At 56.9% G+C, this 18,440-nt stretch carries 17 protein-coding genes; 7 read left to right on the top strand and 10 right to left on the bottom strand.

Annotated elements, in window-relative coordinates:
• Window positions 1–30 precede the first annotated feature (30 nt).
• Complete coding sequence (locus ACR0IO_RS05860) at window positions 31–1,902, top strand: glycosyltransferase family 2 protein (RefSeq protein WP_480740068.1); 1,872 nt, start codon at window positions 31–33, stop codon at window positions 1,900–1,902.
• Between the two features lie 6 nt (window positions 1,903–1,908).
• Here ACR0IO_RS05860 and ACR0IO_RS05855 read toward each other — a convergent pair whose 3' ends face one another.
• Entirely contained in the window at window positions 1,909–2,556 is a 648-nt protein-coding gene (locus ACR0IO_RS05855) for a GntR family transcriptional regulator (protein ID WP_155151360.1), read from the bottom strand.
• 99 nt (window positions 2,557–2,655) lie between these two features.
• On the opposite strand from ACR0IO_RS05855, the gene ACR0IO_RS05850 reads away from it, so the two are divergent.
• From ACR0IO_RS05850 to ACR0IO_RS05840, 3 genes are all read left to right on the top strand, one after another.
• A complete protein-coding gene (locus ACR0IO_RS05850) occupies window positions 2,656–3,300 on the top strand; it encodes a pyrimidine 5'-nucleotidase (protein ID WP_155151363.1) in 645 nt (214 codons plus the stop codon).
• Between the two features lie 87 nt (window positions 3,301–3,387).
• Window positions 3,388–3,636: a hypothetical protein gene (locus ACR0IO_RS05845; protein ID WP_480740067.1), complete on the top strand. Its 249-nt coding sequence runs from the start codon at window positions 3,388–3,390 to the stop codon at window positions 3,634–3,636.
• Between the two features lie 74 nt (window positions 3,637–3,710).
• Window positions 3,711–4,907, top strand: coding sequence for a UbiH/UbiF family hydroxylase (locus ACR0IO_RS05840; RefSeq protein WP_480740065.1), 1,197 nt, complete (start codon window positions 3,711–3,713; stop codon window positions 4,905–4,907).
• A gap of 14 nt (window positions 4,908–4,921) precedes the next feature.
• Here ACR0IO_RS05840 and ACR0IO_RS05835 read toward each other — a convergent pair whose 3' ends face one another.
• On the bottom strand, window positions 4,922–6,049 hold the full coding sequence (locus tag ACR0IO_RS05835) for an aminotransferase class V-fold PLP-dependent enzyme (protein WP_480740063.1): 1,128 nt from the start codon (window positions 6,047–6,049) through the stop codon (window positions 4,922–4,924).
• A gap of 234 nt (window positions 6,050–6,283) precedes the next feature.
• On the opposite strand from ACR0IO_RS05835, the gene ACR0IO_RS05830 reads away from it, so the two are divergent.
• Window positions 6,284–6,985, top strand: coding sequence for a GntR family transcriptional regulator (locus tag ACR0IO_RS05830; protein WP_480740060.1), 702 nt, complete (start codon window positions 6,284–6,286; stop codon window positions 6,983–6,985).
• Window positions 6,986–6,990: 5 nt separating this feature from the next.
• Here ACR0IO_RS05830 and ACR0IO_RS05825 read toward each other — a convergent pair whose 3' ends face one another.
• The gene (locus tag ACR0IO_RS05825; protein WP_480740058.1) at window positions 6,991–7,449 is read right to left on the bottom strand and encodes an Lrp/AsnC family transcriptional regulator; all 459 of its coding nucleotides are present in this window, start codon (window positions 7,447–7,449) and stop codon (window positions 6,991–6,993) included.
• Window positions 7,446–7,901 carry an Lrp/AsnC family transcriptional regulator gene (locus ACR0IO_RS05820; protein WP_480740055.1) on the bottom strand — a complete coding sequence of 152 codons (456 nt, stop codon included), beginning with the start codon at window positions 7,899–7,901 and terminating at the stop codon, window positions 7,446–7,448. The genes ACR0IO_RS05825 and ACR0IO_RS05820 overlap by 4 nt, the downstream gene beginning before the upstream one ends.
• 131 nt (window positions 7,902–8,032) lie before the next feature.
• Here ACR0IO_RS05820 and ilvC point away from each other — a divergent pair, with 131 nt between their 5' ends.
• Together ilvC and ACR0IO_RS05810 are read left to right on the top strand one after the other, a co-directional pair.
• Entirely contained in the window at window positions 8,033–9,055 is a 1,023-nt protein-coding gene (ilvC, locus tag ACR0IO_RS05815; protein WP_155151382.1) for a ketol-acid reductoisomerase, read from the top strand.
• Between the two features lie 187 nt (window positions 9,056–9,242).
• Window positions 9,243–10,145: a DMT family transporter gene (locus tag ACR0IO_RS05810; RefSeq protein WP_480740054.1), complete on the top strand. Its 903-nt coding sequence runs from the start codon at window positions 9,243–9,245 to the stop codon at window positions 10,143–10,145.
• Here ACR0IO_RS05810 and glmM read toward each other — a convergent pair.
• The 6 genes from glmM to ACR0IO_RS05780 all read right to left on the bottom strand — a co-directional run bounded on the left by glmM (window position 10,142) and on the right by ACR0IO_RS05780 (window position 18,378).
• Window positions 10,142–11,485 (bottom strand): phosphoglucosamine mutase, encoded by a 1,344-nt coding sequence (gene glmM, locus ACR0IO_RS05805; protein ID WP_480740053.1) that lies wholly within the window; start codon window positions 11,483–11,485, stop codon window positions 10,142–10,144. The genes ACR0IO_RS05810 and glmM overlap by 4 nt on opposite strands.
• 34 nt (window positions 11,486–11,519) lie before the next feature.
• Window positions 11,520–12,518 carry a dihydropteroate synthase gene (gene folP, locus ACR0IO_RS05800; RefSeq protein ID WP_480740050.1) on the bottom strand — a complete coding sequence of 333 codons (999 nt, stop codon included), beginning with the start codon at window positions 12,516–12,518 and terminating at the stop codon, window positions 11,520–11,522.
• The gene (locus tag ACR0IO_RS05795; RefSeq protein WP_480740049.1) at window positions 12,515–13,435 is read right to left on the bottom strand and encodes a dihydroneopterin aldolase; all 921 of its coding nucleotides are present in this window, start codon (window positions 13,433–13,435) and stop codon (window positions 12,515–12,517) included. The genes folP and ACR0IO_RS05795 overlap by 4 nt, the downstream gene beginning before the upstream one ends.
• 102 nt (window positions 13,436–13,537) lie before the next feature.
• Window positions 13,538–14,914, bottom strand: coding sequence for a multicopper oxidase family protein (locus ACR0IO_RS05790; protein ID WP_480740047.1), 1,377 nt, complete (start codon window positions 14,912–14,914; stop codon window positions 13,538–13,540).
• Between the two features lie 73 nt (window positions 14,915–14,987).
• The gene (locus ACR0IO_RS05785) at window positions 14,988–15,662 is read right to left on the bottom strand and encodes a cell wall hydrolase (RefSeq protein ID WP_480740044.1); all 675 of its coding nucleotides are present in this window, start codon (window positions 15,660–15,662) and stop codon (window positions 14,988–14,990) included.
• A gap of 154 nt (window positions 15,663–15,816) precedes the next feature.
• Window positions 15,817–18,378, bottom strand: coding sequence for a putative PEP-binding protein (locus ACR0IO_RS05780; protein WP_480740042.1), 2,562 nt, complete (start codon window positions 18,376–18,378; stop codon window positions 15,817–15,819).
• Between the last annotated feature and the right edge of the window lie 62 nt (window positions 18,379–18,440).

The raw sequence follows: 18,440 nt of genomic DNA, 5'->3' as shown, positions 1-18,440 counted from the left end.
CTGACGCCACTATTGGCGACGGGGTTTGAAATGGTTGAACTGAATCTTCAGGGTCTTGCACCCGCAACACCCGTCCCCGGCACGAGACAGCGTAAACCGCTTGGCGCATGTTTGGTCGGCCGTGGCGTTATCAATCAAACGCAGTTACAGTGGGCCCTGAACCAGCAAACAAACCAGAACGCGCGTCTGGGCGAAATATTGTTGAGCGAGGGCTGGATAGACCGCCAGAACGTACTGCAAGCTCTGTCCGATCAAAATGGGTTGCAGATTGCAGATCTCAAAGCTTCACCGCCATCTGCCGATCTGTTCGCCATCCGGCCTGCAGAATTCTGGGTGTCTCACGGCGTTGCACCGTGGATGCGGATCGGACCAATCCTTCAGATCGCGACTGCCCGTCCTGATCAATTCGAACAAGTCGCAAATGAACTTAGCGATTGCGGACACACCGTGGTTCCGGTTCTGGCGTCCGCTGAGCAAATCAATGCTGCTATCGCTGCACAATTCTCTTCGACACTCGCCGAGGCAGCAGAGAACCGCGTCGATGCCGTGCACAGCTGCCGCAATTGGACTGCCCGTTCACGAGTCGGGCCCGTTGCACTGCTGCTGGCTACATTCGCCGTGTTTCTCGCCTATCCGCCAATTGGACTGACCTTTTTCTTTTGGGCGGCTGTTTCAACGCTGATCTTGTTTCTGACAATCAGGATATTCGGATTGAGTGCCTATCTGCTCAACCTCAAAACCCTTTCCACTTCTCAAAAAGCGACACAGACCCGAATGCCGGTCGTATCGATGATGGTACCTTTATACAAAGAGCGGGAAATCGCGGATGCACTGATTGTCCGACTTGGGCGCCTGACTTATCCCAAAGCTCTTCTGGACGTCATTCTGGTGCTCGAAGAACATGATGATGTTACCCGAACAGCTTTGAAAAACGTAGATCTGCCTTCGTGGATTCGTGTCCTAGAAGTACCCGAGTTGGGGAATCTAACTACGAAACCCCGCGCAATGAACTATGCCTTGGATTTCTGCCGAGGCGACATTATCGGGGTTTGGGACGCCGAGGATGCGCCACAACCCGATCAAATTGAAACTGTCGTTCGACATTTTGAGCAGGCAGCAGATGACGTGGTCTGTCTGCAAGGTGTTCTGGACTACTATAACCCCCGAACAAACTGGCGATCCCGTTGTTTTACAATTGAATACAGTGGCTGGTTTCGCGTTATCCTGCCGGGAATTGCGAAACTGGGTTTGGTCGTCCCATTGGGCGGAACAACATTCTTTTTCCGTCGCGACAAACTGCTGGAGCTGGGCGGTTGGGACGCCCACAATGTAACGGAAGACGCCGATCTGGGCGTTCGCCTGAGCCGTGCGGGTTACAGAACCGAAATCGTCGAGACCACGACCTATGAAGAGGCTAACTTTCGCGCCTGGCCCTGGGTTAAACAGCGCTCACGCTGGCTGAAAGGGTTCATGGTCACCTATCTTGTGCACATGCGCGCACCGTTACGTTTCCTGAACGAGCTTGGGCCGCTGAGATTCATGGGCGTACAAGCATTCTTTCTGGGCACTGTCGGACAATTTCTACTTGCACCGGTTTTATGGATGTTTTGGCTGACATCGATGGGTCTGCCTCATCCCTTTCTCAACGTTGTATCGCCAGAAATTTTAAAGGCCTGCGTCTATCTCTTTCTGGCGGCCGAAGCCACCAACATCATAGTTGGTGCATTAGGCGTCAACGCAGGTGGCAGGCGCTTTCTGATCCCGTGGGTTCCGACGTTGATTCTCTATTATCCGCTCGGAGTTCTGGCTGCCTACAAGGCCCTGTGGGAACTCGCGGCCAAGCCTTTTTTCTGGGACAAGACCCAACATGGTCAGGCCCACGAAGAGGCGGCCATGACCTGACGCAGACTATTTCTCGCGACGCACTGCATCCTGCTTCAGGCGGGTCATGAAAGCGATCGAGATATGGTCTTTCAACGCCCGTTCCGCTGCGTCTTCATCCCGCGCCACAATGGCCTCAACGATGCCTTTATGCTCACTTTGTGCGATCTCACCACGACCCTGTACTGCCAATGATGTAGTGGCCATCAACGCCATCGTTCGATGCACCAGATCAAGTTGCTGGACCAGATAACGGTTGTGCGATGCCAGATGAATCTGCTCGTGGAACCGGCGATTGGCCCGGGACAGCGCGGTGGGATCATCTACCAGGGCATCATCCGCAGCGACCATGTCCTGCAGGACCTTGACCTCTTCTTCGGTCGCATGTCGGGCAGCAAGGCGGGCAGCCAAACCCTCCAGCTCACGCCGAACCACATACAGTTCTGCCATCTGATTATGATCCAGCGAAGCCACAATCAGAGAGCGTCCGTCCCGCTCAAGCAAAGATTGCGTCTCCAACCGCTGCAACGCCTCACGGATCGGGGTACGCGACACACCAAAACGTTCAGCAAGCTCGCTTTCCACAAGCCGATCACCCGGTTTGTAGACGCCAACGTCGATGGCCTCCAGAATCAGGCTGTACGCATCTGTATGAGATTGTCGGGACTGGCTCATTTGATTTGTTTCTCCTCGTTCGGACATGTCTATCCGTCTGATGGCCTCGCAATCAAGTGCGCCATTGAAAACTGCGCCACCACGCCCTAAACCCAAGCCATGGTCAAACCTGCCTTTTCTCATGTCACGCAATGGGTGTTCGACCTCGACAACACCCTCTACCCGCCACATATGCGCCTGTTCGATCAGATCGAGGTGCTCATGACCGATTATGTCGTTCAGGCCATCGGTGTTGATCGGGCAGAGGCCGACAGATTGCGGTCTCACTATTGGCGGCAATATGGAACAACATTGGCCGGCTTGATGGCCGAGCACGATCTGGATCCGGACCCGTATCTTCATGCCGTTCATCAGGTCGACATGAGCCATATGGACCCCGACCATGAGCTTGCTGCGCATATCCGATCCCTCCCGGGTCGCCGCATTGTCTATACCAATGGCAGCGCGCCATATGCCGAACGGGTGCTCGCCGCGCGCGGGCTGACCGGATTGTTCGATGCGATCTACGGGGTTGAACATGCCGGATACAGGCCAAAGCCCGAGCAAGCGGCGTTTGAAACGATCTTTGCAAAAGATGGGATCAAGGCCGAAAATGCAGCCATGTTCGAGGATGATCCACGCAATCTGGCGGCACCTCATGCTATGGGAATGCGCACCGTTCATGTCGCGCCTGACCCGCACGAGGCTGAGCATATTCATCACCACACGGACGACCTGACAGGGTTCCTCGCGCGTCTTGTCTGAGCTTCGCAAACTGCGACGATCTGCTCATTACGCAGGTGCAGCATCGCACCTATATGCGCGGCAGATGTGAACAGAACGGAGACCCCGATGAGCGCGATCGAAATGCCCCGCCGCCTGCCCGTCTGGCAGCGCCTGCTTTATGCAATTCCTCTGTTTGGCTGGATGGCGCGTGATGTCGCCGACGGAGAACCCGAAGACCTGGGCTATACCGCTGCAGCGATCTTCAGCATGTGGGGCTGCTCTGCGCTTCTGTTTGGCCTGCCTGGCCTCTACCTTCCGGCGCTCGCGATGGTCCCGGTCATGTTCCTGATCCTCATCCTGATTTCACGCGGCTGATAAACGGGACAGGATGTCACTTGGCCTCTGGCACAGATCAGCACTAGGTTCTGCTCAGAACGGAGTAATGTGCCATGACTGACAGCTGTGACATCCTGATTTCTGGTGGCGGAATCGCCGGTTTGACCGCAGCGGCGGCCTTTGGCGCAGCAGGTTTTGACGTAATCTGTGTTGATCCGGCTCCTCCGATTACCGAACGCGACGTCGACGGTTCGGACCTGCGAACAACGGCTTTTCTACAACCCGCTCATGGCTTGCTGGAACAGTGCGGATTGTGGAGCCGGTTGGATGAATATGCGGCCCCTCTGCAAATCATGCGTATCGTCGATGCGGGCGGTGACGAGCCGGAACCGCGTGTCGTAAGGGATTTCAACGCAGCAGACATCTCGGACCAGCCATTCGGCTGGAACCTCCCCAATTGGCTACTAAGACGCGAAATGGTGGCGCGGCTGGCAGAGCTGCCCAATGTCGATTTCCGCCCGGGCACCGGTACAACCAGCTTGTTTACCCGCACCGCGGAAGCGCGCGTAGGCCTGAGCGATGGCAGTCGTGTTCGTTGCAAGCTGGTGATTGCTGCGGATGGTCGAACCTCTCCGATGCGTGAGGCTGCCGGTATCAATGTCTATACCACGCGATATGGCCAAAAGGCGCTGGCCTTTGCGGTCACCCATCCAATCGCGCACGAGAATGTCTCGACCGAGATCCATCGGTCCGGCGGGCCTTTCACGCTGGTTCCCCTGCCCGATTGGCAGGGTCAGCCTTCTTCGGCGATTGTCTGGATGGAGCGGGGACCGCGCGCGGTAGAATTGCTGAATCTGGACACCGACGCATTCGAGGCGGCAATGACAGAACGATCCTGCGGTTTGTTCGGGCCACTCAAGCTCGCGTCACGCCGCACAATCTGGCCGATCATCAGCCAATCGGCTGAACGTCTGTCCGGAGAACGTATCGCACTGATGGCCGAAGCGGCTCATGTCGTGCCCCCGATCGGCGCGCAGGGATTGAACATGTCGCTGGGCGATCTGCGCTGCTTGCTGGACCTTGCTCAAAGCAGACCTGATGGGTTGGGCGACGTGCAGATGCTAGAGGCTTACCACAAGGCGCGCCACACCGAGATCGAATTGCGTGTGAAAGGTATCGACCTGCTGAACCGGGCGTCCATGATGGAAACGCGCGCCCTGCGGGACGCGCGTGCGATGGGTCTGAATGCGCTTTACTCTCTTGCGCCGGTTCGCAAGACGCTGATGCAAATGGGTCTTGGCGTTCGCTAAGGCCCAATTTCAGTTTAAAGAACCTGATCCAGCACCCGTCTCAGGCGAGCAATTGTGGCATCAACATCATAGAGTTTATCAAGTCCGAACAGCCCGAGCCGGAAGGTACTGAACCCTTCGGGCTCATCACACTGAAGCGGCACGCCAGCTGCGATCTGCATCCCCAGTGCGGCAAACTTCTTACCGTTCTGAATTTCAGGATCTGATGTGTAGCTGACAACCACACCGGGTGCGCCAAATCCATCTGCTGCGACTGACATGATGCCCTTGTCCCGCAGCATTTGCCGCACACCATTGCCCAAGGCCCACTGCGCTTCACGCAGTTTCTCAAATCCGTACTCGCGGGTTTCGGCCATGGTGTCTCGGAACGCACGCAGTGCATCCGTGGGCATCGTCGCATGGTAGGCGTGGCCACCATTCTCATAAGCCTGCATGATCTGCCGCCATTTTTTCAGATCAATGGCAAAGCTGTCGGACGTGGTTTCATCCAGCCGTGCCTCGGCACGCTCGGACAGCATCACTAGCCCAGCGCAAGGCGAAGCGCTCCAGCCTTTCTGGGGTGCCGAGATCAGAACATCGACGCCCGTGGCTTTCATATCGATCCAGGCACAACCTGACGCAATGCAATCCAGTACCATCAGTGCGCCAACCTCATGCGCGGCTTCGGCCATGGCCGTCACATATTCGTCCGGTAGGATCACACCGGCTGCGGTCTCGACATGCGGGGCAAAAACGATATCCGGGCGCTGATCGCGGATAGTGGCAACTACCTCCTCGATCGGCGCGGGCGCAAAGGGAGAAGGGCTTGCATTACCGGTCTCGCGAGCCTTGAGGACTGTGGTGGAGGCGGTCAATGAACCCGACTCGATAATCTGACTCCATCGATATGAAAACCAGCCATTACGAACCACCAGAACATTCGCCCCGCGGGCAAACTGACGGGCCACTGCTTCCATACCGTAGGTGCCACCCCCGGGAATCACCGCGATACCATCTGCGTTGTAAACATCCTTCAGCATCGAGGAGATATCACGCATCACCTGCTGAAAAGCTGAAGACATGTGATTGAGCGAGCGATCCGTGAAAACGACCGAAAACTCCTCGAGACCATCAGGGTCAACAGTACTCAAAAGTGCGGGCATTGTGCGTCCTTTCCTAAGCTTTGTGCAATTTCTGGACGCTTGAGTCGCTTTGGTAAAGCACCAATGCGACCTCTTGTGCTGACGTGACGGAAACCGTGCAAAGATTGACGATCCTGTTCACCATCAATGGGGAAATCTGAAGAAATGACGCCAATTAGTGTCACCCTCTCTTTACACCATGGCGCGATTCTGAACAGATACGCACACTTTGAACAAGAAAGGACGTGCTCGCCCGTGCCTGCACAAAAACGGATTAGTTTCCAGGTCGTTCGCGACGAAGTAAAACGGCGGATTGAAACCCGGATCTGGCCTCAGGGCTCTTTGTTGCCCACCGAAACTCAACTGGCAGAAGAGTTCAATTGCGCCCGCGCGACTGTCAATCGCGCCCTGCGGGAACTGGCCGAACAAGGATTCGTCGAACGTAAGCGCAAAAGCGGAACGCGCGTTAAAAAAGCCCCCAGCAAGCAGGCAAAGCTCGAGATTTCTCTGACCCGCCAAACGGTAGAGAATCAGAACGCTACATATCGCTATTCGCTGGTCGAGCGGAACGTGGTTCCGAGCCCTGGTTGGCTGAGTTCACAGCTCAGCGTTTCCCCCGATTCGCGCGTACTGCACGTCATCTGTATGCATTATGCCGACAATCGTCCCTTTCAGCTTGAAGAGCGTTGGATCAACATCGACGCCGTTCCGGATGTGGAACATGCAGACCTGCAGGAAACCGGACCGCATGAATGGCTGTTGGATGCGGCACCGTTTACCGAAGCGGAAATTGCCTTCTGTGCAATCTCGGCGGATAGCCGACTGGCTGAATACATGGGCACGACCGCTGGTACGTCCATGATTCAGCTTGAGCGGACGACATGGAAAGATGGTCAGCCGATGACGTTTGCGCGCATGACGCACCACCCTGGCTTTTGCATCCGTACAAAGTACTGATCCAGTCAACCGATCGGTCCCGGCAAACGCTCTTCACTTAACAGAACGTTTGCCTCGACGTCACCCGCACCCGGCAGGGTCATGATGCGCCGACGTAATACACGTTCGAAATCTGACAGATCACGCGCAACGACCCGCAATCTATAGTCATACAAACCCAAGACATGCTCGACTGTTTGTACCTCGGGGATCGCGCTTACGGCGCGTTCAAAATCCTCAAGGCTAACCTGCCCTTTCCGAGCGAGTTTAACCCCCAGAAAAACAGTGACACCAAATCCCAGCGCTTCAGCATTCAGCCGCAGCCTGCGCCCCTTGATCACACCCGCATCCTGCAGGCGCTTGATACGTCGCCAGGTTGCTGGTTGTGACATTCCCAGCTTGCGCCCCAAAGCACCTGCGCTAAGCGTTGCATCCTGTACCAATGCACGCAAAAGCTCGCGGTCGGTTTCATCCAGTTCGATCATACCGGCAAAACCTCATCCCTTTTGACCCGCGCGATGTGCATCAACGCCTCGATATCCGCGATATGTGGCAGGGTCAGAATACGATCCCGGTAAACCTGCTGATAATGAGACATATCTCGGGCCAGAACCGACAGCCGAACATCCACGCGCCCCAGAAACGTCTGTATCTCGATCACTTCAGATACTTCTCGGGCGGCTACAGTAAACTCGTCAAAGGCACGAGGCTGAGTTTTGTCCAGCGTAACCCGCAGTGAAACCTCTACTGCGTAACCCAATGCCGACCAGTCGATCACAGCCTCCTGCCCCTCGATCACACCACTTGCCTGCATTTTTTCGATACGGCGCCAGCATACCCCTGGACTGATCCGGCATCGCTCAGCCAGTTCAGCCGTCGACAGGCTTGGATCAGCCTGAAAATGGCGCAGGATCCGACGATCGACATCATCAAGCATGATTTTTGTGACTTTTTCCCGTTTCAAGAATGATGATTTTGATTTTACATGCATAGCCACCTTCGTGGCTATCGCCAATACCAAATTGGCTGGTTAAAAGCACAGCAATCGAAACAGAAAGGACCAGCGAAATGCGCGTCTATTACGATCGCGATTGCGACATCAACCTGATCAAAGACAAAAAAGTTGCCATTCTGGGCTATGGTTCGCAAGGCCATGCGCATGCGCTGAACCTGCGCGACTCGGGCGCCAAGAACCTTGTCATCGCTCTGCGTGAAGGTTCCCCTTCGGCCAAGAAAGCCGAAGCCGAAGGTCTGCAAGTTATGGGTATCGCCGAAGCCGCAGCATGGTGTGACGTGATCATGTTCACCATGCCCGACGAACTTCAGGCCGAAACCTACAAAAAGTACGTCCACGACAACATCAAGCCCGGTGCCGCAATTGCATTCGCCCACGGCCTGAACGTCCACTTCGGCCTGATCGAGCCGAAAGAAGGCGTCGATGTCATCATGATGGCACCCAAGGGCCCCGGCCACACCGTGCGCGGCGAATACACCAAAGGCGGCGGCGTGCCCTGCCTGGTAGCCGTCGACAACGATGCAACCGGCAAAGCGCTGGAAATCGGCCTGTCCTATTGCTCGGCCATCGGTGGCGGTCGCTCGGGCATCATTGAAACCAACTTCCGTGAAGAGTGTGAAACCGACCTGTTCGGTGAGCAGGCCGTTCTGTGTGGTGGTCTGGTCGAACTGATCCGCTGCGGCTTTGAGACTCTGGTCGAAGCAGGCTACGCGCCTGAAATGGCCTATTTCGAGTGCCTGCACGAAGTGAAGCTGATCGTTGACCTGATCTATGAAGGCGGCATTGCCAACATGGATTACTCGATCTCGAACACCGCCGAGTACGGCCAGTACGTCACCGGCCCGCGCATCCTGAAATACGACGAAACCAAAGCGCGTATGAAAGAAGTACTGAACGACATCCAGCAGGGTAAATTCGTTCGCGACTTCATGCTGGAAAACGCTGTTGGCCAGCCGACCATCAAAGCGTCGCGCCGCGCCAATGACGAGCACATGATCGAAGAAACCGGTGCGAAACTGCGTGGCATGATGCCCTGGATCTCGGCCGGTAAAATGGTCGACAAAGAAAAGAACTAAGTCTGATATTTCTCAGCATCGGGCGGCCTATCTGGCCGCCCTTTTTGTCAGGTTCAGCCAGGTGAGCTACGAACCGCAACACATTACAAACATGCCTTTATCGGTAAATTGGCCGCATCACAGCGCAAGTATAGCAAACCTTTGAGCAACCACGTGATCAACGCAGGCCGATTGAGCAGAGGAACGAATGGTAAAGCAGCCGGATTCTCGTGACTGGAGTGGCGTCGCAGCCCTTGGCCTCATCTGGGGTGGAACCTTCATGGTCGTTGCGATTGCTTTGGAAGGTTATGGGCCAATTACGGTGGCAACTGCGCGGACCACTTTGGGGGCGTTGACGCTGCTTGTGCTGATGATGCTCACGGGCCGCAAGCTCCCAACCCCCAGCCCCGCCTTATGGGGTGCCATCGTGGTGATTGGCATATTGTCTACCGCCCTGCCCTTTGTGCTGCTGAGCTGGGGTCAACAATATGTACCATCGGCCTTTGCTGGCCTGTCGATGGCCGCTATTCCGCTTATGGTTCTGCCGCTTGCACATTTCTTTTCAGACGAACCCCTGAATGCCCGCAGGCTCTTTGGTGTGACACTTGGGTTTTCCGGCGCCCTTGTCCTGATCGGTCCCGGCCTTGCACAACTTGGCGATGGTGCCGAGCCGTTGGCGCAACTTGCCTGTATCAGCGCTGCTTTCTGCTACTCGTTGGCCTCCATCTTCACACGGCGCTGTCCACCGGTTGACCCAATCGTTCTGGCAGCACTTACGCTGGTCGTCGGAGCGCTCATTCTGCTGCCCATCATGCTAGTGACCGAAGGCATTCCGGATTGGCAGGGAACGCGTTCCGGTCTTGCGATCATCGTACTCGGGCTAGTGCCGACAGCATTTGCCACACTTCTGCGCGTATCCATCATCCGCAGTGCCGGTTCGGTATTTCTGACGCTCGTGAACTATCAGGTGCCAATCTGGTCAATGGTGTTTGGAGCATGGATTCTGTCCGAGGCCCTGCCTTTGCGCTTTTACATCGCGCTTGCTCTGATCCTGACCGGAATGGCGATCAGCCAATGGTTTAGCCTCAGAAAAATGCTGATCGGGCGTTAGCCTGCGACCGCTTCGACCTCGGAAACGATTCCGTCGACAACCTGCTGCAACAGCGTATCGTCTTCGCACTCTGCCATCACACGGATTAACGGTTCTGTACCCGATTTCCGGATCAGCAACCGGCCCTGTCCGTTCAACCTCTTCTCGGCATCGGCAATTGCAGCCTTAACGCTGGCATCCTCCAGTGGGGTTTGCCCTTCGCCATAGCGCACGTTCTTCAGAAGCTGTGGAACAGTCTCGAATTGTTGCGACAATTCAGATGCTTTGCGCCCGGAATGCACCATTTCGGCAAGAAAATGCAGACCCGCCATCAACCCGTCACCTGTCGTTGCGTAGTCCGACATGACGATATGCCCGGATTGCTCACCACCCAGATTAAAGCCACCTTCACGCATCCGCTCGACAACATATCTGTCGCCAACAGCAGTGCGTTCCAGGCGCAGGCCCTGCGCTTCCAGATGTCGTTCCAGACCAAGGTTCGACATGACCGTTGCAACCAAAGCACCACCTTTCAGCGCGCCTTCCTTTGACCAGGCCGAGGCAAGCAGCGCCATCAACTGATCGCCATCGGCGACCTGCCCGGTTTCATCGACCACAACAACACGGTCAGCATCGCCATCCAGGCAGATGCCAACGTCTGCGCCATGCGCGACAACCGTTTCTGCAGCAATACGTGGTTGGGTCGAACCACAGCCAAGATTGATGTTTTTACCGTCGGGTGACGTGCCAATCGGTATTACATCGGCACCTAGTTCCCACAGCACTTCGGGGGCTGTTCGGTGCGCTGCACCATTGGCGCAGTCGATTACCACTTTCAGCCCATCCAGCCGCAGATTACGGGGAAGCGAGGATTTGACCCGCTCACCATAACGGAACCGGGCATCATCAACCCGACGCGCGCGGCCAATGTTCTGCGCCTGAGCAGGGCTGACCCCCTCCTCAATCAGTTTCTCAATCTCAAGCTCCGCCTGATCAGAGAGCTTGAACCCGTCAGGCCCAAAGAACTTTATACCGTTATCTTCGGCGGGATTGTGACTGGCTGAGATCATCACCCCAAGATCTGCCCGCATCGAGCGGGTCATCAATCCAACGGCCGGGGTGGGAACAGGACCAAGAAGCAGCACGTTCATCCCTGTCGACGTCAGTCCTGCAGTCAGAGCGTTTTCAAGCATATAGCCGGATAGTCGCGTATCCTTTCCGATCACGACCCGGTGCACGCCGCGTGAATCCCGGCGAAAATACCGCCCGACCGCGGCCCCGATGCGCAACGCCATTTCTGCCGTCATCGGATAGGTGTTGGCGGTGCCTCGCACCCCGTCAGTTCCGAACAGCTTGCGCATACCTGTACTCCAAATATTCCTGCCTGCGACCGGATTACCGGACGGCGGCCCACAGGCGCAAGGCCTGAGAGGTTTCGGCCACGTCATGGACCCGAATGATCTGCACACCTTGCGACAATCCAGCCAATGCTATGGCGATTGATCCCGGAGCGCGCGCATCCTTGCGCGGTTCCTGCCCGATGTTGCCAATGAACCCTTTGCGCGAGACGCCTAACAGTATTGGGCAACCCAGCCCATGAAACAGGCTCAGGTTTCGTAGCAATGTCAGGTTGTGCTCTTCTGTCTTGCCAAAACCGATACCAGGATCGGCCACGATCAGTTCGCGGCTGAGGCCGAGATTTTCCAGATGAGCGATTTGACCTTCAAGGAAATCATACACATCCAACAAGACGTTATCGTATTGTGGATCATCCTGCATCGTAGCCGGATCACCCTGCATGTGCATGACACAAACAGGAGCACCGATACGCGCGCAGAGAGGTGCAAGCTCTGCATCGAAAGTGAATCCCGATACATCATTGACCAGCCCGGCACCTGCTTGCCAAGCGGCCTCGGCAACTTTGGATTTACGGGTATCAATGGAAATCAGTGCGTCGGTTTCCGCCTTTATCGCCTGAATAAGTGGGCGCGTACGCTCGATTTCTTCATCCTCGGGGATAAAATCCGCCCCCGGCCGCGTCGATTCACCGCCAATGTCGAGGATCGTCGCCCCATGTGACACCATCTTCACGGCGGCCGAGCGTGCAGCGTCCACGGAGTTATGCACCCCGCCGTCTGAGAAACTGTCAGGCGTCGCATTCAGGATGCCCATGATCTGCGACTGCGCCATATCCAGCCCCGCTATGGCTGGACGAGATCGGGTGAGACGCTCCAGGATATCTGCAGGGACATCTGCAGCCTCGACGATCTCGGCGGGTCCACCGCGCGCCAGCTTTTCGGCGTGGGTAAACCAAAGCGCTTGTCCGGCAAGGTGCTTTGCTCCGACAGGCTTTGTCGGACCGTGTTGAACCAGAGGTCGAAAGTACTCGGTCACAGTTGCTTCTGCTCGATTGAAACAGATCGAAGCGGAGTTTTTGGTGCTTCGGGCAATTCACCACCGATTACAAGCATTTCACTGGCTTCAAACGTTGCTGCGAACCATGCAGCAAGCGCAACTGCATCAGATGGCGCGGCCGACGGACCGTCAACAGCATCCAGAACGATCTTGGAAGGCGCCCAGACACAAATCTGTCCATTCTTCATCGCCCAATCCAGTTCGGTCCGGGTGGAAACCACCACACAGCGATGGTCCCGTGCCGCCAGAACCCAAGCGTTCTGTTCGATTGCCAGCAGATCAATCCGCCGCTGGGTCATGGCATGTCCAGTTTGAGGCACAGCCAGATCAGCAGCTCCGACGCACAGGATCAACGGGCGTTGGCGGTTCTCAAGCTGATCGATCCAGCCGGTCAGATTGTCCGATGTAATCGCTTCGTTCGACAGGAATGCAAGTCGTGGATGGGGACGTTCTTCTTCCACAACGTCGTGATGAACAGCGTCTTTGCCACGTACTATTTCTACTCCCAGCGCACCGGGGCCACGATCGAGTTTTTCAATGCGTACAAAAGCTCTTACAGCCTGAGGCTCAAGCAGAATGCGCTCAGCCACGCGGTCAGCCAAAGTTTCCAGCAGATTGAGACGCTCCGCCGACAACTCATAGGCAATCGCTTCGGTCACGCGGTCGTAGGACAGGATGCGATCCACATCATCGTCAATCGGATCGGTTATTGGCCGTACTTCAACCACGATATTAAAGCAGATGCGCTGCGTTGTTCCGCGCTCGGCCTGAAAAGCGCCGATCTCAACCTCAACGATATGATCACGCAGCGAGATGCGATCCAGCGGACCGCGCGGCGCGGTCGCTTCGGACCGTTCAGACGGGTGCGCAAAGGCTAGGCGGATTTCAGAACTCATGGTGCGCGCCTTTTCGGGCTCAGTGGACAAGTTTGCCCAAATTATACGATGCGCGCGCCTATAGCACCCAAACAAACGCCATTCCAGCCGTCGAATGCGGCGTCAGCTCACCTTGTACCAGCTCATCATACCAGATGCAGCGTGCCCCAGCATATGGCAATGCAGCAGCCAATCGCCCGGATTATCCGCAACCAGCGCGATTTGTCGGGTTTGCCCTCGGTCGACCAGCACTGTGTCGCGCCACGGCCCCAATGATCCGTCCCCCAAGACCAGCCGGAAGTGATGACCGTGCAGGTGCATTGCATGCGGAAACACCGTTTCATTGACGAATTCAATTCTGTGGACGCTGCCCAGCCGCGCATCAAGAAACGGGTCAGAGGGACGTTCTGCATATCCGTTCAGCGCCCAGAACCGCCCGAGTTGCGCCAGTTCCCGCCCGGACAGCTCTGCATCTCCGATCCTGGCACTCTCCAGCCATCGCATCGCCCCACCCTGCAGCACCATTCGATGCACTGGTGCCTGATCTATGTCCTTCAACTCAGGCAGCGGGTTCAGAGGGAGCGGGTCGATCCGCGGTCTGATCTGATCTCTGTTTTGTTCTCCAATGGTGAACCGAGCCAGACCAAACGCACCGTCCCGCTCAAAGCTGACCAAACTTGCTGTGCCCTGAGGTTCCGCGACGACATCAACAATCAGGTCTGCACGCTGCGCCGGAGCCAGCGGAAACGCCTCGGTTACAGGTAGTGGCGCCTCAAGAGGCATTCCGTCCAAAGCTACGATCCAGCCGGACAAACCCTCTAGCCCGACATCGAAAATCCGCGCGTTAGAGCTGTTGATCAGACGCAACCTCAGGCGTTCATGGCGCTTCACCTCAAACATCGGGTCAAACTGTCCGTTGACCGACACAAGATTGCCGAGACGCCCGGCGTGGCTAAGATCATGACCGTTGTCAAAATCATCGACAATCAAGGCCGTCTCAGGATCCAGACGCCAGTCGTCCAGCATCAGCGTCAGGTCCTGATCCACATCGGGCTTGTCTGCCTCGTCTACGATCAACGGACCACTAAGGCCGCGGGCAACTTGCTCCATTGATTGGTTATGCGCGTGATACCAATAGGTTCCGGCATCCGGCACAACGAAGTCATAGTCAAACGAACCACCCGTCGGAACAACGTCCTGCGTCAGGCCCGGCACCCCATCCATTGCGTTATCGATACGGATGCCATGCCAATGAACCGACGTTGGCTGCGGTAGCTGATTTAGCAATCTGCGCCGTACCCGCGAACCCTGTGGGACCCGGATCGGGGCACCGGGAACTGTACCACCGAAACTCCAGACCTGAGTCTCAGGGAAGCCTTGAGGGGCGATACGCTGTATTGCTTCGCGCGCCTCCAGAACCTGTGGAGTGGCGCGGGCGGCAATGGGCATTAGCGAAAGAGCCGCCGCCGATTGCAGGATTTGTCTGCGGGTAAATTTCATTACGGGCCTCCTGGCCCGCAATATAGGACTTAGATTACCCCGCGCCATCAAGGTTCCAGCGCGGGTGCGTCAATCAGTTGCTCGCTGTCCGGTAGTTGTGGCGATAGAAGATGTGAACGCCGATCCGAGCAGTTTCCTTGTAGACACGCGACCATGAAGGGCGCACTGCCTTGGTATGGTAGTGCGTCGCCCCTTCGGTCAGCTCTTTGGCAACACCGTCGATGGCAGCGCGGGCAACCTTGGCTACGCGTTCATACGCCTGCTTTTCGTGAATCACTTCCTTGTGCCCATCACAGGTATAGGTGAACTGGCACTGGTATTTCTTGCCGGTTCCCTGACGGATGACACCGCAGAGTGAATTCGGAAAGCGACCGCTTTCAACCCGGTTCAGGATTACTTCGGCCACGGCAAACTGACCACGAACGCTCTCGCCGCGCGCTTCGAAGTACAGGGCCTCGGCCAGGCATTTCCAGTTTTCATCACCGGTTGCCTTAGGCTGTTTGTCCAGCCAGTCGTTGGAATACGATATCTGAACGGGCTCAACCACCTTTCGTGGCTTGAACAAGTTCAGGTAGTCACGGAAGCTCTGTCCCGGCAATTCGCTTCGGGCAACCAGTTCTCGCTTCGCACTATTCGTTGCTTCCCTCTCAGCGAAGGACGCACTCGGCAGCACGGTTGCTGCCGATACGGCAACAGCCATTATGTAACGTAGCATCAGATAACCTCGCACAGGCACTTCACGCGCCATACCCTCCCCCGGCGGGCGCGACGAGGCTAATACCCCAGACAGGGGCAAACGTCTAGTTCTGATGAAAAAGCAAGAAAAATCTTGCCCGCGGGGCCAAATAAATTTGACCACAGGTCCATCCCAAACCCACTAATCCTTGGGCTTTAGGCCTCTGTCAACCCCCAAGTTTGGACGAAATCGCCAGTTGAGCGGCAGCCAGCCGAGCGACGGGCACACGGAACGGAGAACACGACACATAGTCAAACCCCAGATCCCGGCAAATGGCGATTGATTCGGGGTTACCGCCATGTTCACCACAGACTGAAAGTGTAACATCCGGCTGTGCCGCACGTCCGCGCTCGGACCCTAATTTCAATAATTCGCCGACCCCATCAGGGTCCAGAACGTGGAACGGATCCTCTGTGAATACACCCTGCTGCACATAAGCTGACATGAAACGGCCCGCATCATCACGGGACAGCCCATAGGTCATCTGGGTCAGGTCATTGGTCCCAAAGCTTAAAAACGCTGTATTGGGTGAAATTTCTTCAGCGCGCAAACACGCACGCGGTGTCTCGACCATCACGCCCAGCCGGTACTCGAACTCCTGCCCCTGCTCGGCGGCCACCGCGGCGGCTACGGAATCGATGCGGGATTTGACCAGTTCAACCTCACGTTTGGCAGATACCAGCGGGATCATGACTTCGGGCACCACAGGGGCGCCATTTTTGCTGGCTTCTAGCGTTGCCTCGAAGATCGCGCGCGCCTGCATGTCATAAATTTCAGGCACGGTGACCCCAAGCCGGACGCCGCGCAAGCCAAGCATCGGGTTGTACTCGGTCATCGCCGCAACTCGTCGCTCAACATCCGAGACCGGCAGATCAAGTGCTTCGGCCAGTTCACGCTGGCCGCCGCGTGTGGTGGGCAGGAATTCGTGAAGGGGTGGGTCGAACAGACGGATGCAGACAGGCTGCCCTTCCATGATCCGAAACAGCTGAACAAAGTCATCACGCTGCATCGGCAACAAACGCTCCAACACAGCTGCACGTCCTGACGAAGTCTGCGCAAAGATCATCTCGCGCATCACGATCAGGCGACCGGGATCAAAGAACATATGCTCGGTCCGACACAGCCCGATCCCTTGGGCCTGGAAATTTCGCGCGGTTTGCGCATCGGCAGGCGTATCTGCATTTGCGCGGATTGCAATGTCACGCTCGGCATCCGCCCAAGCCATCAGGGTCTGAAAACAATCATCCAGAGCGGCTTCCAGCATTGCTGGTTGTCCAGCCAGCACCTGCCCCGAGCTTCCGTCGATTGTCAGGATGTCACCGGTCTTGAATACGCGCCCATCCGGCGCGGTCAGCAACTTTTTCTTGGTCTGGAACCGCATGTCCGAGGCACCGACTATGCATGGCAACCCCAAGCCGCGCCCGATCACGGCCGCATGGCTGGTCATGCCACCCTTTTCCGTCAGAACAGCTACGGCCGCATGCATGCCACGCACATCTTCCGGCGACGTCTCGCGACGCACAAGTACACAAGGCTCCCCACGCGATGCACTGGCCTGAGCTTCGGCGGCGGTGAAAACGATACGCCCTGTCGCAGCCCCTGGGCTAGCGGCAATCCCGGTGGTCAACACGTCCCGGGTTGTTTCGGGATGGACCTGTCGGTGCAGTAGTTCATTCAGCGAATGTGGGTCGATGCGCATAACCGCTTCTTGCGGCGGGATGATGCCGTCTTCGGCCAGACGCACGGCGATCCGCATGGCAGCCCGTGCACTACGCTGCACGCGTACACCATCCAGAATGTGGATGTCGCCATTGTCGATGACAAATTCGACCTGCATTTCCTCGCGCAGCTTCTCGCGCATCAATGCCGCATGGACCTTCAGGTGCGCAAAACCTTCGGGCGCAACCTCTTCCAGCGACCGTCCACGCGGGTCTTTCTCAAGATAGAGCGCGGCGACCCCCTCGCCCAAGGCATCACGGCCCTGGCTTTGGCTCAAATAGCGACCGGTGATCTGCTGGGTGCCGGTCGTCGAATCCACCAGTTGCAGAACGCCCGATCCGCACTCGCCCTGTCCGACGCCCGGGATCATTTCCTGAATGACCAATCCCAGCCCCGCATCAGCAGGTGCGCCCTTGGCTTGACGCAACAAGCGGGCCGAGGTTCCGTCCCATGCGCGCGCCATCGACCGCAGGACGCCGATCAGCTGCTCGCCGCGGTCCTGCGGAAAGGCTTCGTCTGTCTCATCCTCATAAGCGCGCAGCGACTGGCGCAATCCTTCGCGACCGTCTGCTTCGATATCATCGAACACATCCGCATCCAGCCGCGCCACATGAATTGCATAGCTCTGAACAAACCGCAGATAGAGCGCCGCCGCAGCCTCGGCCCCCATCTTGTCAGACAGATCGACATAGCGGGCGTCGTTCATACCGATGTTAAGAACGGCTCCGGGGCCGCCCCAATCCGGATCTTCCGAGCTAGGCCGGACACATAGCAGCGCCGCGGCATCGAACTGCTCAAGGACCGCATCAATGTCGGGCATGTCCCCCTCGGCCAGCCGATGCACCGCATCGAAGGACAACGCCACGGTTCGTGGCACCGGCAAATCCAGCCGAACCAGGCGTTGCAGGCATTTCGCCCGGCCACCATGGGTGTTGGCGGCGACGGGCGCGTCGGGAGTGATAAGCGTGGTATGCGGATTATTCTGCACTGCGGCACCTTTTGGTTTCACCGCAGCATAAGCGCCTTTGCCCCTCGCGCAAGGGCGTTATGGGCGCGCTATCATGCGCGCCC

It is taken from the genome of Ruegeria sp. CE12 (assembly GCF_056537525.1).
The sequence above is the reverse complement of the archived record's forward strand: the minus strand, read 5'-3'. Positions and strand labels throughout refer to the sequence as shown.

Bases quoted from the DNA above. Each gene is read 5' to 3' on its own strand.
- ACR0IO_RS05825 (WP_480740058.1), bottom strand. From the start codon at position 7,449: ATGATCGAACTGGATGAAACCGACCGCGAGCTTTTGCGTGCATTGGTA.
- ilvC (WP_155151382.1), top strand. From the start codon at position 8,033: ATGCGCGTCTATTACGATCGCGATTGCGACATCAACCTGATCAAAGAC.
- ACR0IO_RS05820 (WP_480740055.1), bottom strand. From the start codon at position 7,901: ATGCTTGATGATGTCGATCGTCGGATCCTGCGCCATTTTCAGGCTGAT.
- ACR0IO_RS05840 (WP_480740065.1), top strand. From the start codon at position 3,711: ATGACTGACAGCTGTGACATCCTGATTTCTGGTGGCGGAATCGCCGGT.
- ACR0IO_RS05855 (WP_155151360.1), bottom strand. From the start codon at position 2,556: ATGAGCCAGTCCCGACAATCTCATACAGATGCGTACAGCCTGATTCTG.
- ACR0IO_RS05795 (WP_480740049.1), bottom strand. From the start codon at position 13,435: ATGAGTTCTGAAATCCGCCTAGCCTTTGCGCACCCGTCTGAACGGTCC.
- ACR0IO_RS05810 (WP_480740054.1), top strand. From the start codon at position 9,243: ATGGTAAAGCAGCCGGATTCTCGTGACTGGAGTGGCGTCGCAGCCCTT.
- ACR0IO_RS05860 (WP_480740068.1), top strand. From the start codon at position 31: ATGGTTGAACTGAATCTTCAGGGTCTTGCACCCGCAACACCCGTCCCC.
- ACR0IO_RS05835 (WP_480740063.1), bottom strand. From the start codon at position 6,049: ATGCCCGCACTTTTGAGTACTGTTGACCCTGATGGTCTCGAGGAGTTT.
- ACR0IO_RS05845 (WP_480740067.1), top strand. From the start codon at position 3,388: ATGAGCGCGATCGAAATGCCCCGCCGCCTGCCCGTCTGGCAGCGCCTG.
- ACR0IO_RS05850 (WP_155151363.1), top strand. From the start codon at position 2,656: ATGGTCAAACCTGCCTTTTCTCATGTCACGCAATGGGTGTTCGACCTC.
- glmM (WP_480740053.1), bottom strand. From the start codon at position 11,485: ATGCGCAAGCTGTTCGGAACTGACGGGGTGCGAGGCACCGCCAACACC.
- ACR0IO_RS05790 (WP_480740047.1), bottom strand. From the start codon at position 14,914: ATGAAATTTACCCGCAGACAAATCCTGCAATCGGCGGCGGCTCTTTCG.
- ACR0IO_RS05785 (WP_480740044.1), bottom strand. From the start codon at position 15,662: ATGGCGCGTGAAGTGCCTGTGCGAGGTTATCTGATGCTACGTTACATA.